The sequence below is a fragment of the Microbacterium sp. W4I20 genome (assembly GCF_030816505.1).
In the GTDB taxonomy this organism is placed as follows: domain Bacteria; phylum Actinomycetota; class Actinomycetes; order Actinomycetales; family Microbacteriaceae; genus Microbacterium.
Window position 1 is genome coordinate 3,221,834 of record NZ_JAUSYB010000001.1, and the last position, 14,926, is coordinate 3,236,759.

Here is a 14,926-nt window from a genome sequence, read left to right on the forward strand (position 1 = left end):
TAGCCATTGATCGGATGTCTGGTGCAGGATGGTCGCATGCGCGTAATCGATTCACATCTGCACCTCTGGGACCCGGAACTCCTGCGCTACACCTGGCTGGAAGGGCCGCTCGCCGGACGATTCTCCGAGGTCGAACTGGAGCAGGCCCGACTGAACGCCGCGTCCGAGGAGAAGGCCGTGTTCGTGCAGGCCGAGTGCGAGGAGGAGCAGTTCCTCGAGGAGGTGGCCTGGGTGCAGAGTCTGTCCGAGGTGCTGGGGGTGACCGCGATCGTCGCCGGCGCGCGGCTCGACCGCGGAACCGACACGACCACGCACCTCGAGGGACTCGCCGCGCATCCGCTCGTCGTCGGCGTGCGGCACATCCTGCAGGGCGAACCCGACGGACTCGCGGTCTCCGCGGCCTTCATCACCGGCGCACGCGAGGTCGCCGCCCGGGGATGGACGTTCGACGCCTGCATCCGCGCCTCGCAGCTGCCCGAGATCGCGCGGCTGGCCGGAGCAATCCCGGAACTGCCGATCGTGCTCGACCACCTCGGCAAGCCGGCGGTCGGAACGGCGGATGCTCCCCTCCCACCCACACCGGAGTGGGTGCGGGATCTCGACGAGCTCGCGCGGCATCCGAACACCTTCTGCAAGCTGTCGGGGTTGCCCGCCGAAGCCGGCGGCGACTGGACGCCCGGGCAGTTCGAGCCGTTCCTCGACGTGGCCGCCGACGCGTTCGGGGTGGAGCGGCTGATGTGGGGCAGCGATTGGCCCGTCTCGGCGATCGGGCCGGCGGAGCCCGGGGACCTCGACGCATTGCAGGACGGCTCCGCCGCCTACCAGCCGACCGCCCGCTCTCGGTGGCTCGACGACGTGACGGCCTGGGCGCGCACGCGGGGACACGACATCGACGCGATCCTGTGGGCCAACGCCGATGGGTTCTACCGCGGCGCGGATGCGACGGATGCCGAGCGGCCCCCGCGCCGCGGCATCCGGGGCTGGCTGCGCGGAGAGTAGCGAGCGCGGGCCGGTCGGGTTCGCGACCGGCCCGCGGCCGTCACTCCGGGCGGATGCGCAGCTGCACCATCCCGCCGTCGACCTCGATGAAGGTGCCGGTCGTGGAACCGGCCTCCGGCGAGACGAGGTAGGCGACGGCCGCCGCGACCTCCTCGGGCTTGACCAGCCGTCCGTGCGGCTGCCTCGCCTCGAGCGCGGCGCGCTCGGCGGCGGGGTCGGCTGCCGAATCCAGCAGCCGCCCGACCCACGGGGTGTCGGCCGTGCCCGGGTTGACGGCGTTCACCCGGATGCCCTCGCGCAGGTGATCGGCGGCCATCGCCCGGGTCAGAGCGGAGACCGCGCCCTTGGAGGCGCTGTACAGGGCGCGCTGCTGCAGCCCGACGGTGGAGCCGATGGATGCCGTGTTGCAGACCGCGGCGGCCGGTGACTTCCGCAGCCACGGCAGCGCCGCACCGGTGACGCGCGCGATGCCGGTGACGTTGATGGAGAGCACGCGAGCCCACTCGTCGTCGTCGTTCGCGGTGATGTCGCCCTGAGCGCCGACGCCGGCGTTGTTGACGACGATGTCGATTCGGCCGAACCGCTCGGCGACCGCGGCGACGGCGGCATCCACGCTGGCGCGATCCGACACGTCGGCGGCGAATGCGGCGAACGCGGCATCCGCCCCCGAGGTGTCGCGGTCGAGGACGGCGATCTGCGCGCCGTCCGTATGCAGACGCCGCGCGATCGCGGCGCCGATGCCGGATGCTCCGCCGGTCACGATCGCGACCAGCCCTTGAAGCGGTCCCTGCCCTTCGTCTCGCTGCGCTCGCTCAGGAACCGGGGTCGTCTCGGTCATCTCTGTGCCTCCCATGCCACGAACTCCTGTCGTTGACGGCCGAGGCCGTCGATCTCGATCTCGACCACGTCGCCGGCGGCGAGGTAGGGGTAGTTGCCCGACAGCGCGACGCCCTGGGGCGTGCCGGTCAGGATCAGATCGCCCGGCTCGAGCACCACGTACTGCGACAGGTGGTGCACGATGTGCTCGACCGTGAAGATCATGTCGCTGGTGTTCGAGTCCTGCCGCGGCTCGCCGTTCACGAAGCTCCGGAGGCCCAGCGCCCGGTGATCGACCTCGTCGGGGGTGACCAGCCAGGGACCGGTGGGGTTGAAACCGGCGGCGATCTTGCCCTTCGACCACTGACCGCCCGAGACGGCCATCTGGAAGTCGCGCTCCGAGACGTCGTTGGCGGCCACGAACCCGGCCACGTGCGCCATCGACTCCTCGGGGGAATCGAGGTACGAGGCGCGGGCGCCGATCACGATGCCGAGCTCGACCTCCCAGTCGGTCTTCTCACTGCCGCGCGGGATCGTGACGGTATCGTTCGGGCCGACCACCGTGTTCGGCGTCTTCAGGAAGATGATCGGGATGGTCGGCGGCTCCGAACCCGATTCGGCGGCGTGTGCGGCGTAGTTCATGCCGACGCAGATCACCGCGCTAGGCCGGGCGATCGGGGCACCGATGCGGAGCGCCGCGGCACCCTCCAGCTCGGGCAGCTCGCCGGCATCGCGTGCGGCGGTGACGCGGGCGACGAAGTCACCGGCGAGGAAATCACCGTTCACATCGGATGTCACGGAGCGGAGGTCGAGATAGCGATCGTCCTCGATGAGGACGGGGACCTCGGTCCCAGGGGTGCCGAGCCGCGCGAACTTCATGATTCTCCTGATCCGTCATGTGCGGCCGCCTCTCTGCGGCCCGTCTCGTTGACAGTATAGACATCGGATGTTTACACTCCAAGTGATCCGCGTGAGGAAAACGATCCCGCGCTTCGAGAGGAACACTGTGAGCCGTATCGTCGCCGTCGACACCACCGACATCCGCTTCCCGACATCGCTGAGCCTCGACGGCTCCGACGCCATGAATCCCGACCCCGACTACTCGGCGGCTTACGTCGTCGTGCGGACGGATGCCGGGGACGACCTCGAGGGGCACGCCTTCGTGTTCACGATCGGGCGCGGCAACGACGTGCAGGTGGCCGGCATCGACGCGCTCGCCGGGCACCTCGTCGGACGGGAGCTCGAGCCCCTCCTCGACGACATGGGCGGCACGTTCCGCGCGATCATCGGCGACTCGCAGCTGCGCTGGCTCGGTCCCGAGAAGGGCGTCATGCATATGGCGATCGGTGCCGTCATCAACGCGCTGTGGGACCTCAAGGCCAAGCGCGCCGGACTCCCGCTGTGGCAGCTGCTGGCGCGGATGACGCCGGAGGAGCTCGTCGACCTGGTCGACTTCCGCTACCTCTCGAACGCGTTGACCCGTGACGATGCGCTCGAGATCCTGCGCGCCGCCGAACCGGGACGCACCGAGCGGGAGCAGCAGCTGATCGCCACCGGCTACCCCGGGTACACCACCAGCCCCGGCTGGCTCGGGTACTCCGACGAGAAGCTCGAGCGTCTCGCCCGAGAGGCCATGGATGCCGGCTTCACGCAGATCAAGCTCAAGGTCGGCGCCGACCTCGACGACGACATCCGCCGATTCCGCAAGGCGCGCGAGGTGTGCGGTCCGGACTTCCCGATCGCGATCGACGCGAACCAGCGCTGGGAGGTGTCCGAGGCCATCGAGTGGGTGCAGGCGCTCGCCGAGTTCCATCCCGCCTGGGTCGAGGAGCCGACGAGTCCCGACGACGTGCTCGGGCACGCCGAGATCGCCCGGGGCATCGCACCGATCCGCGTCGCCACGGGCGAGCACGCCCAGAACCGGGTGATCTTCAAGCAGCTCCTGCAGGCGGAGGCCATCTCGGTCATGCAGATCGACGCCGTGCGCGTGGCCGGCGTCAACGAGAACATCGCGAACCTGCTGCTCGCGGCGAAGTTCGGCATCCCCGTCTGCCCGCATGCCGGCGGCGTCGGTCTGTGCGAGGCCGTGCAGCACCTGTCGATGTTCGACTTCGTCGCCGTGACCGGCACCCGCGAAGGGCGGATGATCGAGTTCGTCGACCATCTGCACGAGCACTTCGTCGTGCCCACCGACATCCAGGGCGGGTCGTACATGCCGCCGACCGCGCCGGGCTCCGGCATGGAGATGAAGCCCGATACCATCGCGACGTACACATGGAGGGGTGAGCATGTCAGCGTCTGAGGTCGGGTCGCACAGCACGGGGGCCGACACGCCAGATGTCGGACAGAAGGTCGGTATCGGTCCGACATCTGGCGTGTCGGCCGACGCGGGAAGCCGCCTGGAGGTCCCACCGCTCGGCTACGGTGCCGCGAACGTCGGCAACCTGTTCCGTCCCTTGACCGATGACGAGGCGTGGGCCGTGCTGGATGCGGCGTGGGAGAGCGGCATCCGCTTCTACGACACCGCCCCGCACTACGGCCTCGGGCTGTCCGAGCGGCGCCTCGGCGCCTTCCTGCAGACCAAGCCCCGCGACGAGTACGTGCTCTCGACCAAGTCGGGTCGGCTGCTGCGCCCGAACCTCGCGTTCGACGGCGGCCTCGACACGGCGCACGACTTCCATGTGCCCGACGACCTGCAGCGGGTGTGGGACTTCTCCGCCGACGGCATCCGGACGAGCCTCGACGAGTCGCGCGAGCGCCTCGGCATCGAACGCATCGACGTGCTGTACCTGCACGACCCCGAACGGCATGACCTCGACCTCGCGCTCGCCGAAGCCCTGCCCGCCATGGAGCAGCTGCGGGCCGACGGCGAGGTGACGGCGATCGGCATCGGCTCCATGACGTCGGATGCTCTCGCTGCAGCCGTGCGCGGCGCCGACCTCGACCTGGTCATGGTGGCCGGCCGGTACACGCTGCTCGAGCAGCCCGCGGCCGTCGACGTGCTCCCTGCCTGCCAGGAGCGCGGGACCGGGATCGTCGCGGCATCCGTCTTCAACTCCGGGCTGCTCGCGTCGAATGAGCCTCGCCGCGACGGCCGCTACGAATACGGCCAGCTGCCCGATGAGCTGTGGGAGCGGCTGCTGCGGATCGCGGCGGTCTGCGCTGACCACGAGGTGCCGCTGCCCGCGGCCGCGATCCAGTTCCCGTTGCAGGCGACGGGTGTGCGTTCAGTGGTCGTCGGCGGGAGCCGTCCGGCGCAGTTGCGGCAGAATGCCGAGTACGCTGCCCTGAGCATCCCCGAGGAGCTCTGGGAGAACCTCGCGGCCGACGGCCTCATCCCGGCCTGACCGCTTTCCCGATCGTTTCTCGCGGGACCACAGAATCGAAGGAGTGACCGTGCTCGAAGGCATCCACCCGCTGCTGACCGGCGAGCTGCTGCTGCATCTCGATCGGATGGGCCACTCCGACGCGGTCGTGATCGCCGACGCGCACTTCCCGGCCTGGGGGCTCGGCGCGCGGGTGATCGACCTGCCGGGCACCACCACGCCCGAGGTCGTCGCGGCCATCCGCACCGTGCTGCCGCTCGACGACGTGCCCGGGATCGACCTCATGGCCTCCGCCGACGGCGAGGTGCTCGACGTGCAGCAGGAGCTGATGGATGCCGCCGGCACGGCCCTCGACACGTCGCGGTTCGTGGAGCGCTTCGCGTTCTACGAGACCGCGAAGGGCGCGTACCTCATGGTGCGTACGGGGGAGACCCGGGGGTACGGGAACGCGCTGCTCCGCAAGGGGCTCGTCGGGCACGCGTCGGCGTAGGTCGGCGGTTCGCCAGCGCGCGCGGCGTGGCGCCTCAGGCCTCGGCGCGGCGGGCGCGGTACGCGGCGACGGCGTTGCGGTTGGCGCAGGTCGCCGAGCAGTAGCGCTTCGAGCGGTTGCGGGAGAGGTCGAGGGCGAGCGCCTCGCAGGTGTCGTCGTCGCACACGGTGATGCGGGAGCCCTCGTCGGTGCGGATGACGTCGATGAGAGCCATCGCGGTCTCGATCAGCACGCGCTCGGCGAGCGGGTTGTCGTCGGCGACGGCGTGCAGATGCCAGTCGGTCTCGTCGTGACGGACGAGATGCGGGGTCAGGGTGCTCTCATCGAGCGCACCGTTCACCCGCGTGACCATGTCGTCGCGTGAGGCGAGCAGCATCGCGCGGAGCCGTGGACGCAGAGCCCGGAGGGAGGCCAGCTCCGCCTCGTCGCGGTCGAGGCGTCCGGTGTACGGGAACTCAGCGAGGAAGCGGGCGTAGTCGTCGAGATCGGCCAGGGTCTCCGGGGCTTCGGCGGAGTTCACGAGCCAGACCGCCGATCGCAGTGCTTCCTCCGTGTCATCCGTGAAGATCATGTTGACATCTTACATCCGGCGCGAGTAGCGTCACATCCCATGAGCACCGTGGCAAATGACGCAGCCCTCGCCGCGCACAATGTCCGCGTCGGGTTGCCGCTCGCGATCGGCGCCGCCTTCGCGTTCGGCATGTCGGGCGGCTGGGCGCGCGGGCTCATCGACGCGGGATGGACGCCCGGGGCAGCCGTGACCGCGCGCATCTGGGTCGCGGCCCTCGTGCTGCTGATCCCGACGATCCTCTCGCTGCGCGGACGGTGGGGTCTGCTGCGGCGGAACGCCGGCATGATCGCCGCGTACGGACTGCTCGCCGTCACGGCCACGCAGCTCTTCTACTTCCAGGCCGTCGCCGTGATGGACGTCGGCATCGCGCTCCTCATCGAGTACACGGCCCCGGTCGCCGTGGTGCTCTGGCTCTGGATCCGTCGCGGCGAACGTCCGAGCAGGCGCAGCATCCTCGGCGCGGTGATCGCGTTCGCAGGGCTCGTGCTCATGCTCGACATCCTCACCGGAGCGACCGTGAACGGCGCCGGCATCCTCTGGGCGCTCGGCGCGATGGTCGGGGCGGCGACGTACTTCGTGCTCTCGGCTCGCGCCGACACCGGGCTGCCACCGCTCGCGCTCGCCGGGAGCGGTCTGCTGCTGGGGGCGCTCGGGCTGACGGTCGCCGGAGCCGTCGGCATCGTCCCTCTCGCGTGGACGACCGACGACATCGCCTACCGCTTCGGCACAGTCCCGTGGTTCGTGCCGGTGCTCGCGATGGGCGTGCTCGCGACCGCGGTCGCGTACTTCCTCGGCATCGCCTCGACACGGATGCTGGGATCGCGGCTCGCGTCGTTCGTCGCGCTCGCCGAGGTCGTGGCCGCTCTGCTCTTCGGATGGCTCCTGCTCGGGCAGGTGCCCGGTCCGCTGCAGATGCTCGGCGGCGCGCTCGTGCTGGCCGGAGTGATCGTCGTGAAGCTCGGCGAGCCGGCTCCCGCACCCGCCGAGATCGAGTTCGTCGAGCCCCTGCCGGAGCCCGCGGATCCGCACTGAGTGCTCTTTCCCCTGTCGAATGTATACGCATGACGGATATATCGCGCCTGTAGCACCCTAGCCAGCGTTCTGTGTATACACTGAGGGGATGACCCTCTCCGTCGAGCGCACGTCCGCGAGCGATCGCGCCTATGCGGAACTTCTCGAGGGAATCCAGTCCGGCGCGCTCGAGGCCGGCACGGTGCTCGGCGAGGTCGACCAGGCCGCGCGCCTCGGCGTCAGCCGCACCCCGATGCGCGAAGCGCTGCGCCGCCTCATCGCCGACGGCCTCGTGGTGCAGCAGTCGCCCCGGATCACCGTCGTCGCCGACCTGGATGCGGATGACATCCGGTCGCTGTTCGAGATCCGCCGCGCGCTGGAGGAGACCTCCGCCCGCCTCGCCGCCGCCCGCGGCGACGCCACGCTCTTCGCCGCGCTCGCCGAGGAGTTCGCACACGTCGACCTCGCCGGCACCGCGGGACGCGATGCCTACTACGCCCTCATCGCCCGCTTCGATACGGCGCTGGATGCCGCTGTCGCCAACGACTACATCGCCTCGGCTCTCCGCACCGTGCGCACCCACCTCGTGCGGGTGCGCCGGATGGCCCGCGACAACCCGGCGCGACTCGCGGCATCCGCCTCCGAGCACCGCACCATCGCGCAGGCGCTCGCCGCCCGCGACGGCGACCTCGCCGCACACGCCACGCACGTGCACCTGCACAACGCGCTCACCGGCATCCTCGATTCGCTGCCTGAACGCGTTTCGTCTCGCTCCGCTCGCTCAACGACCGAAAGAGTCTCATGACCGTCACCCACCACGTCCGCGTCCACCGCAGCGACGAGAACCTCGCCCGGGAAGACCAGCTCGCCTGGAAGATCGCCGAGGTCGCCGCCGACCCCGTCGAGGTCGAGCAGGACGTCGTCGACATGATCATCAACCGCATCATCGACAACGCGTCGGTCGCCGCGGCATCCCTCACCCGCGCGCCGATCAACGCGGCCCGCGCGCAGGCCTTCAGCCACCCCGTCTCGACCGGCGGCGCCGGCGCGAACCTGTTCGGCGCAGCCCTCGACCAGCGCACCAGCCCGGAGTGGGCGGCCTGGGCGAACGGCGTGGCCGTGCGCGAGCTCGACTACCACGACACCTTCCTCGCGGCGGAGTATTCGCACCCCGGTGACAACATCCCGCCGATCCTCGCGGTCGCGCAGCACGTCGGCGCCGACGGCCGGGCGCTCGTGCGCGGCATCGCGACCGGTTACGAGATCCAGATGGACCTGGTGCGCGCGATCTGCCTGCACAAGCACAAGATCGACCACGTCGCGCACCTCGGCCCGTCGGCCGCCGCCGGCATCGGCACGCTCCTCGGCCTCGACGTCGAGACGATCTATCAGGCCGTCGGTCAGGGCCTGCACACCACGACCGCGACCCGGCAGAGCCGCAAGGGCGAGATCTCGACCTGGAAGGCGCACGCCCCGGCCTTCGCGGGCAAGATGGCCGTCGAGGCGGTCGACCGCGCGATGCGCGGACAGACCAGCCCCGCCCCGATCTACGAGGGCGAAGACGGCGTGATCGCCTGGATGCTCGACGGGAAGGATGCCGCCTACGAGGTGCCGCTGCCCGCGGCGGGCGAGCCGAAGCGCGCGATCCTCGACTCGTACACGAAGGAGCACTCGGCCGAGTACCAGGCGCAGGCCTGGATCGACCTGGCCCGCAAGCTCGGCACCGAGAACCCGGCCCTCCGCGACCCGGCGAACATCGCACAGGTCGTGCTGCACACCAGCCACCACACGCACTACGTGATCGGCTCGGGCGCCAACGACCCGCAGAAGTACGACCCGACGGCATCCCGCGAGACGCTCGACCACTCGATCCCCTACATCTTCGCCGTGGCCCTGCAGGACGGCGGCTGGCACCACGTCGACTCCTACGCCCCGTCGCGGGCGGGCCGGGCCGACACCGTCGCGCTGTGGCACAAGATCACCACCGCCGAGGATGCCGAGTGGACGCGCCGCTACCACTCCGAAGACCCCGACGTGAAGGCGTTCGGCGGTCGTGTGGAGTTCCTGCTGACCGACGGCACGACCGTGGTCGACGAGATCGCCGTCGCCGACGCGCATCCGCTCGGCGCCCGGCCGTTCGCCCGCGAGAACTACATCGCGAAGTTCCGCCTGCTGGCCGAGCCGGTGCTCGAGCCGGCCGAGATCGAGCGCTTCCTGGCGCTCGTACAGCGCCTGCCCGAGCTGACGGCCGCCGAGGTCGCCGAGCTCTCGATCGTCGCGAAGCCCGCGCTGCTCGAGGGCGCTGACGCGCCGAAGGGGCTGTTCTGATGCTGTACTCCACCGTCACCCCGGCCGAGAAGCGCCGGCTGTTCCGCGAGCGGCTGGCGAGCGGCGAGCTGCTGCGCTTCCCCGGCGCCTTCAACCCGCTGAGCGCCCGGCTCATCGAGCAGAAGGGCTTCGACGGCGTCTACATCTCGGGCGCCGTGCTGGCCGCCGACCTCGGCCTGCCCGACATCGGACTCACGACCCTCACCGAGGTGGCCGGCCGCGCGAAGCAGATCGCTCGGATGACCGACCTCCCCGCGATCGTCGACGCCGACACCGGATTCGGCGAGCCGATGAACGTGGCCCGCACGATCCAGGAGCTGGAGGATGCCGGACTCGCGGGCGCCCACATCGAGGACCAGATCAATCCGAAGCGCTGCGGACACCTCGACGGCAAGAGCGTCGTCGACGAGAGCACGGCGATCAAGCGGATCCGTGCCGCCGCCGACGCCCGCCGCGACGAGAACTTCCTCATCATGGCGCGCACCGACATCCGCGCGGTCGAGGGACTGAACGCATCGATCGATCGGGCCAAAGCGCTCGTGGACGCCGGGGCGGATGCCGTGTTCCCCGAGGCCATGCGCACGCTCGACGAGTTCGAGGCGATGGCGAGCGCGCTGGACGTGCCGATCCTCGCGAACATGACCGAGTTCGGGAAGAGCGAGCTGTTCTCCACGGACCAACTCCGGGACGCCGGAGTGAACATGGTCATCTGGCCGGTGTCGCTGTTGCGCATCTCGATGGGGGCCGCAGGCCGTGCACTGGATACTCTGAACGACGAGGGGCACCTGACCTCGAAGCTCGGCGAGATGCAGCACCGCGCCGATCTCTACGACCTCATCGACTACGAGTCCTACAACCACTTCGACTCCGGCGTCTTCAACTTCACACTTGACCACCCCGCTCGCTGAGCGCAGCGATGCGACATCCGACTGGTTGCTGAGCAAGGAGCGAAGCGACGAGTCGAAGTACGAAGGAGTGACCATGACCGATCCGGACATCAAGAAGGGCCTTGCGGGCGTCTACGTCGACACGACCGCGATCTCGAAGGTCAACCCCGAGACGAACAGCCTGCTCTATCGCGGATACCCCGTGCAGGAGCTGGCCGCGACCCAGCCCTTCGAGGCCGTGGCCTACCTGCTCTGGAACGGCGAGCTGCCCACGGCCGAGGAGCTTGCGGCGTTCCGGCTGACCGAGCGGAAGCATCGCGCCCTGTCGCCCGTGGTGAAGGACGCCATCGATCGGCTGCCGCTCGACTCGCACCCCATGGACGAGGTGCGCACGGCCGTGAGCGTGATCGGCTCGATCGAGACCGCCGGCATCGCGAACGTGCTGGATGCCGTCGGCACGCCGGAGGAGAACCTCGAGCGCAGCCTCACCCTGTTCGCCGCGCTCCCGGCGATCGTGGCCTACGGCCAGCGTCGCCGTCGGGGGCTCGCGCTCATCGAACCGCGCGACGACCTCGATTACGCCGCGAACTTCCTCTGGCTCACCTTCGGTGAAGAGCCGGATGCCGCCGTGGTCGACGCCTTCAACCGCTCGATGATCCTGTACGCCGAGCACTCGTTCAACGCGTCGACGTTCACGGCCCGCGTGATCACCTCGACGCTCAGCGACCTGTATTCGGCCGTGGTCGGAGCCATCGGCGCCCTCAAGGGCCCGCTGCATGGTGGAGCGAACGAGGCCGTCATGCACATCTTCGACGAGATCGGCTCAGCCGATCAGGTCGAGGCCTGGCTCGACAAAGCGCTCGCCGAGAAGCGGAAGATCATGGGCTTCGGCCACCGCGTGTACAAGCGCGGTGATTCGCGGGTGCCGACCATGAAGGTCGCGCTCGACTCGCTCGTCGAGCACTTCGACAAGCCGGCCGTCGGCGAGCTGTACGAGAAGCTCGAGAGCGAGTTCGTCGATCGCAAGGGCATCTACCCGAACCTCGACTACCCGTCGGGCCCGGCGTACAACCTGATCGGGTTCGACACGCTGACGTTCACGCCGCTGTTCGTCGCCGCCCGCATCACCGGCTGGACGGCCCACATCATCGAGCAGCAGGCGTCGAACGCGCTGATCCGTCCGCTGTCGGCTTACAACGGACCCGACGAGCGGCACATCGAGGAGTACGAGCCCGACACCGCGGCGATCGAGGTGCTCGAGCGCCCGGAGGAAGCCGCGGGCTGAGTCCGCTGACGATCGCTCCCGCCGATCCGGCGGGAGTGATCGCGGGGGTCAGTTCGCCCGGGAGAGCTCGCCGAGGCGTGCACCGGTGGCATCGAGGGCGATGAGCACGTCGCCGTCGAGCTCGGCGGCCCGCACGCCGCGCAGCCAGCTGTCGACCCCCGGGCAGGCCTTGAGGGCCGAGACGTACTGCGCCAGCTCGAGGCGGCCGTCCTCGACGGTGTACGTGGTGAAGATGCCGTTGCATCCGTCGCTGCCGCGTACCTCGCCGTCGGAGGTGAACTCGAGGTGAGGCGTGCCCGCGGCATCCTCTCCCCACAGTCCGACGATGTCGGCGGAGAGGCCATCGCCGCCCCCGGATGTGTCGGTCGGAGTCGAGGTGGGCGCTGCCACGTCGCCATCGGAGGCGCAGGCGGTGCCGACCACCGCGAGGAGACCCAGCACGGTGACGCCGATCAGAGTTCGTGCGAGGTTTCGGCTCATGTGGGCCATGCTAGCCCGCAGCGATCACATCCCCCGATTTGCTCCACTCGATGGAACAAAGCGCGCACACTTTGTTCCGAATCCGTGAATTCCGGATGAACGCGCGTGCATTTCTGTGTGTTCGCTGAGTAATATATCGGTGATCCCCGGCTACGGCAGCGGGGGTCTCTGCTGCTCGGGGGAACAGTGTCGCACTAGGCGCCCCGACCGGGGCGCAGACCGGTCAGGAGCTTCGGCGCCTGCCCACAGTCCACAGTGAACGACATCCGTGACCAGCAAGGGACATACATCACATGAAGCACAGAGGTACAGGCAGGCGCGCACTCGCGTTGACCGCCGCCGCCACGATCGCCCTGGGGGGACTCTTCGTCGCCACCCCGGCGTACGCCGAGGATGCCGCAGAGACTCCGGTCGCGTCCGAGACCGCAGCACCCGAGACCGCAGCACCCGAGACGGAGGCGCCCGTCGAGGAGGCCCCGGCAGAAGACGCCCCGGCCGAAGAGACTCCCGTCGAGGACGCTCCTCCCGCCGAGGCCGTCGAAGCCGCGGATGAGGCAGCGAAGAGCGGCGTCGAGATCGTCGCCTTCGGTACCAACGCGGCCGGCGACGACGTCGTCGTCGTGACCGAGGAGAGCGCGGGCGACGAGGCCGCGATCGAGGCCTTCACCGACGCTGCCGGGATCGACGGCGCCGCCGTCGTCACCGTCGACAGCGCTCCGACCACGTTCGCCGAGGGCGACGTCGTCGGCGGACAGGGTTACCTCAGCGTGGCCGCCGGGGGACAGGCCTGGGCCTGCTCGGTCGGCTTCGCCGCCTGGGCCCCGGACCGCAGCCCCGCGCTCATCAGCGCCGGACACTGCGCGTTCAACGGCACCACCAAGCTTCAGAACACGACGCTGAGCATCCCCGGCGAGGAGCCGGCTGTGGGCGGCGACGGTGCGGTTCCCGCGAACCCCGAGCTGCTCGGCCGCTTCGGCTTCGCCCAGTTCGGCGGCGTCAACAACACTGCGGGATCGAACGGTGACAAGAACGCCACCGACATCTCGGTCATCGACCTCGAGGCCGGATTCACCCCGCTTCCTGCCGTGACCGACTGGACCACGGCCGGTGCAGCACTCGACTCGCTCGCGGGCAAGACCGTCGCCATCAAGGCCGTCGGAGCCCCGAAGGCCGGCAGCGTCTCGAAGAGCGGTCGCACGACCGGCTTCACGACCGGTTCGATCAACGGCAACCACGTCCTCAACGGCTGGGCCAAGATCGAGGACCGCTGGGTCCAGGGCTTCTCGAGCAACACGAAGGCAGGCCCCGGAGACTCCGGCGGATCCGTCATCCAGGGCAACACGGCCGTCGGCCTCATCAGCGGTGGCATCGAGGCCGCTCCCGGCGTTCCGCAGTGGACCTGGGCGACGTCGCTCGTGAACGCGCTGCCGAAGACCGGTGGCTACGAGGTCGCACTCGACCTCGCCGCTCCGACCGTCTCGAGCCCGGCCCCCGGTGCCGACGTCACGCCCGGACAGACCATCACCGGTTCTGCCCCCGGCGCGAAGTCCGTCACCGTCGACCAGGGCGCCGGCGCCCAGACGGTCGCCGTCTCGGGCGGGAAGTTCTCGTTCGCCGGTCCCGTCGCGCTCGGCACGCAGTCGATCTCGATCACCTCGGTGAACGGACTGAGCAGCTCGGGCACCACCGTCATCAGCGTGACCGTGAAGCCCGCTCCGCTCGTCGCACCGGTGATCACCTCGCCGAAGAACGGCTCGACGGTCACCTCGGCGGTCACGTCGATCAGCGGCACGGGTCTCCCGACCGCCGACATCACGGTCGTCGACGGTGAGGGCGCCGAGCTCGGCACCACCACGGTCAACGGCACGGGCAGCTGGACGATCAGCGGGCTCACCCTGGGATACGGCGATCACAAGGTCGTCGTCACGCAGAGCCGTGCCGGCGAGGTCTCGCCGGCGGCCACCTCGGCCTTCTCGGTCGTGCCGGTCGCTCCGGGCGTGACGTCTCTCGGCAGCGGCTCGTCGTTCCCCCACGATGAAGGTCCCGCGACCCTGTCCGGTACCGGCATCGAGGGCGCGACCGTGACCGTGAACGTCAACGGCGCCAAGGCGACGTCGGCGAAAGCGAGCTCGTTCGCTGCGGCATCCGGCATCTACACGGCGACCGTCACCGGTGGCAAGTGGAGCGTGTCCTTCGGTGCACCGCTCCCGACCGGTTCGTACTCGATCGCCGTGTCACAGAGCGTCGGCGGTGTCTCGTCGGCTCCGACCACCGTGACGTTCGCGGTGCTCGCCGCACCCGGTACGGGCGGTGGCGGCGGAGGCGCTGTGACCCCCGGTGACGACGGCAACCTCGCCGCGACCGGCGTCGACACCATGGTTCCGCTCACCGCATCGGCCGTGGCGCTCGCGCTGCTGTCGGGTGGTCTGCTGCTCATGGCCCGTCGTCGTCGCACGATCGAGGCCTGACACCCCTGATCAGCGCCTGAGCGCAGTCTGATCGCACGGAGCCCCGGTACCTCGGTATCGGGGCTTCGTCGTGCCTGCGCAGCCCCTGCTTGCCGCATCGAGATTTACAACGTCGTAAAAAAGCCTTGACACCGTTATATCGGAGCGACATGCTGACAGGCAGCAGCATTACGACGTTGTAAATATTGCTCTTCTCGCGACGTCGTCGTGACTGCGGAGGGCGGGGCTCGCAGCGACCCCCGTCCCATCCGCGGCAGTCCTGCAC

Annotated in this window: 14 protein-coding genes; 10 read left to right on the forward strand and 4 right to left on the reverse strand. The window is 69.6% G+C overall.

Annotation, left to right across the window (positions count from 1 at the left end):
- The first annotated feature begins 36 nt into the window (after positions 1 to 36).
- Entirely contained in the window at positions 37 to 999 is a 963-nt protein-coding gene (locus QFZ21_RS15655) for an amidohydrolase (RefSeq protein WP_307379367.1), read from the forward strand.
- 40 nt (positions 1,000 to 1,039) lie between these two features.
- Here the strand turns inward: QFZ21_RS15655 and QFZ21_RS15660 are convergent, their stop codons facing one another.
- Positions 1,040 to 1,837, reverse strand: coding sequence for an SDR family NAD(P)-dependent oxidoreductase (locus tag QFZ21_RS15660; protein WP_307379370.1), 798 nt, complete (start codon positions 1,835 to 1,837; stop codon positions 1,040 to 1,042).
- The gene (locus QFZ21_RS15665; protein WP_307379374.1) at positions 1,834 to 2,694 is read right to left on the reverse strand and encodes a fumarylacetoacetate hydrolase family protein; all 861 of its coding nucleotides are present in this window, start codon (positions 2,692 to 2,694) and stop codon (positions 1,834 to 1,836) included. The genes QFZ21_RS15660 and QFZ21_RS15665 overlap by 4 nt, the downstream gene beginning before the upstream one ends.
- A gap of 127 nt (positions 2,695 to 2,821) precedes the next feature.
- On the opposite strand from QFZ21_RS15665, the gene QFZ21_RS15670 reads away from it, so the two are divergent.
- The 3 genes from QFZ21_RS15670 to QFZ21_RS15680 are packed head-to-tail and all read left to right on the forward strand — an operon-like array spanning position 2,822 to position 5,631.
- Positions 2,822 to 4,117, forward strand: coding sequence for an L-fuconate dehydratase (locus QFZ21_RS15670; RefSeq protein ID WP_307379376.1), 1,296 nt, complete (start codon positions 2,822 to 2,824; stop codon positions 4,115 to 4,117).
- Positions 4,104 to 5,162, forward strand: a complete 1,059-nt coding sequence (locus QFZ21_RS15675; RefSeq protein ID WP_307379379.1) for an aldo/keto reductase — start codon at positions 4,104 to 4,106, stop codon at positions 5,160 to 5,162. Before QFZ21_RS15670 ends, QFZ21_RS15675 begins: the two co-directional genes overlap by 14 nt.
- Before the next feature lie 43 nt (positions 5,163 to 5,205).
- The gene (locus tag QFZ21_RS15680; RefSeq protein ID WP_307379382.1) at positions 5,206 to 5,631 is read left to right on the forward strand and encodes an RbsD/FucU family protein; all 426 of its coding nucleotides are present in this window, start codon (positions 5,206 to 5,208) and stop codon (positions 5,629 to 5,631) included.
- Between the two features lie 34 nt (positions 5,632 to 5,665).
- Here the strand turns inward: QFZ21_RS15680 and QFZ21_RS15685 are convergent, their stop codons facing one another.
- A complete protein-coding gene (locus QFZ21_RS15685) occupies positions 5,666 to 6,202 on the reverse strand; it encodes a CGNR zinc finger domain-containing protein (RefSeq protein WP_307379386.1) in 537 nt (178 codons plus the stop codon).
- A gap of 39 nt (positions 6,203 to 6,241) precedes the next feature.
- Here QFZ21_RS15685 and QFZ21_RS15690 point away from each other — a divergent pair, with 39 nt between their 5' ends.
- The 5 genes from QFZ21_RS15690 (at position 6,242) to QFZ21_RS15710 (ending at position 11,713) form a co-directional block, all read left to right on the forward strand.
- Positions 6,242 to 7,234, forward strand: coding sequence for a DMT family transporter (locus QFZ21_RS15690; protein WP_307379390.1), 993 nt, complete (start codon positions 6,242 to 6,244; stop codon positions 7,232 to 7,234).
- Between the two features lie 88 nt (positions 7,235 to 7,322).
- On the forward strand, positions 7,323 to 8,018 hold the full coding sequence (locus QFZ21_RS15695; protein ID WP_307379394.1) for a GntR family transcriptional regulator: 696 nt from the start codon (positions 7,323 to 7,325) through the stop codon (positions 8,016 to 8,018).
- On the forward strand, positions 8,015 to 9,541 hold the full coding sequence (locus QFZ21_RS15700; protein ID WP_307379396.1) for an MmgE/PrpD family protein: 1,527 nt from the start codon (positions 8,015 to 8,017) through the stop codon (positions 9,539 to 9,541). The genes QFZ21_RS15695 and QFZ21_RS15700 overlap by 4 nt, the downstream gene beginning before the upstream one ends.
- Positions 9,541 to 10,449, forward strand: a complete 909-nt coding sequence (gene prpB, locus QFZ21_RS15705; protein WP_307379400.1) for a methylisocitrate lyase — start codon at positions 9,541 to 9,543, stop codon at positions 10,447 to 10,449. Before QFZ21_RS15700 ends, prpB begins: the two co-directional genes overlap by 1 nt.
- A gap of 73 nt (positions 10,450 to 10,522) precedes the next feature.
- Complete coding sequence (locus QFZ21_RS15710; RefSeq protein ID WP_307381321.1) at positions 10,523 to 11,713, forward strand: bifunctional 2-methylcitrate synthase/citrate synthase; 1,191 nt, start codon at positions 10,523 to 10,525, stop codon at positions 11,711 to 11,713.
- A 48-nt stretch (positions 11,714 to 11,761) separates the two neighbouring features.
- Here the strand turns inward: QFZ21_RS15710 and QFZ21_RS15715 are convergent, their stop codons facing one another.
- On the reverse strand, positions 11,762 to 12,193 hold the full coding sequence (locus QFZ21_RS15715) for an META domain-containing protein (RefSeq protein ID WP_307379403.1): 432 nt from the start codon (positions 12,191 to 12,193) through the stop codon (positions 11,762 to 11,764).
- Positions 12,194 to 12,486: 293 nt separating this feature from the next.
- Here QFZ21_RS15715 and QFZ21_RS15720 point away from each other — a divergent pair, with 293 nt between their 5' ends.
- The gene (locus QFZ21_RS15720; protein ID WP_307379404.1) at positions 12,487 to 14,661 is read left to right on the forward strand and encodes a trypsin-like serine protease; all 2,175 of its coding nucleotides are present in this window, start codon (positions 12,487 to 12,489) and stop codon (positions 14,659 to 14,661) included.
- Positions 14,662 to 14,926 lie beyond the last annotated feature (265 nt).

Coding starts and splice junctions, on each gene's coding strand:
- QFZ21_RS15720 (WP_307379404.1), top strand. CDS start 12,487: ATGAAGCACAGAGGTACAGGCAGGCGCGCACTCGCGTTGACCGCCGCC.
- QFZ21_RS15710 (WP_307381321.1), top strand. CDS start 10,523: ATGACCGATCCGGACATCAAGAAGGGCCTTGCGGGCGTCTACGTCGAC.
- QFZ21_RS15695 (WP_307379394.1), top strand. CDS start 7,323: ATGACCCTCTCCGTCGAGCGCACGTCCGCGAGCGATCGCGCCTATGCG.
- QFZ21_RS15685 (WP_307379386.1), bottom strand. CDS start 6,202: ATGATCTTCACGGATGACACGGAGGAAGCACTGCGATCGGCGGTCTGG.
- QFZ21_RS15660 (WP_307379370.1), bottom strand. CDS start 1,837: ATGACCGAGACGACCCCGGTTCCTGAGCGAGCGCAGCGAGACGAAGGG.
- QFZ21_RS15655 (WP_307379367.1), top strand. CDS start 37: ATGCGCGTAATCGATTCACATCTGCACCTCTGGGACCCGGAACTCCTG.
- QFZ21_RS15700 (WP_307379396.1), top strand. CDS start 8,015: ATGACCGTCACCCACCACGTCCGCGTCCACCGCAGCGACGAGAACCTC.
- prpB (WP_307379400.1), top strand. CDS start 9,541: ATGCTGTACTCCACCGTCACCCCGGCCGAGAAGCGCCGGCTGTTCCGC.
- QFZ21_RS15675 (WP_307379379.1), top strand. CDS start 4,104: ATGTCAGCGTCTGAGGTCGGGTCGCACAGCACGGGGGCCGACACGCCA.
- QFZ21_RS15665 (WP_307379374.1), bottom strand. CDS start 2,694: ATGAAGTTCGCGCGGCTCGGCACCCCTGGGACCGAGGTCCCCGTCCTC.
- QFZ21_RS15690 (WP_307379390.1), top strand. CDS start 6,242: ATGAGCACCGTGGCAAATGACGCAGCCCTCGCCGCGCACAATGTCCGC.
- QFZ21_RS15715 (WP_307379403.1), bottom strand. CDS start 12,193: ATGAGCCGAAACCTCGCACGAACTCTGATCGGCGTCACCGTGCTGGGT.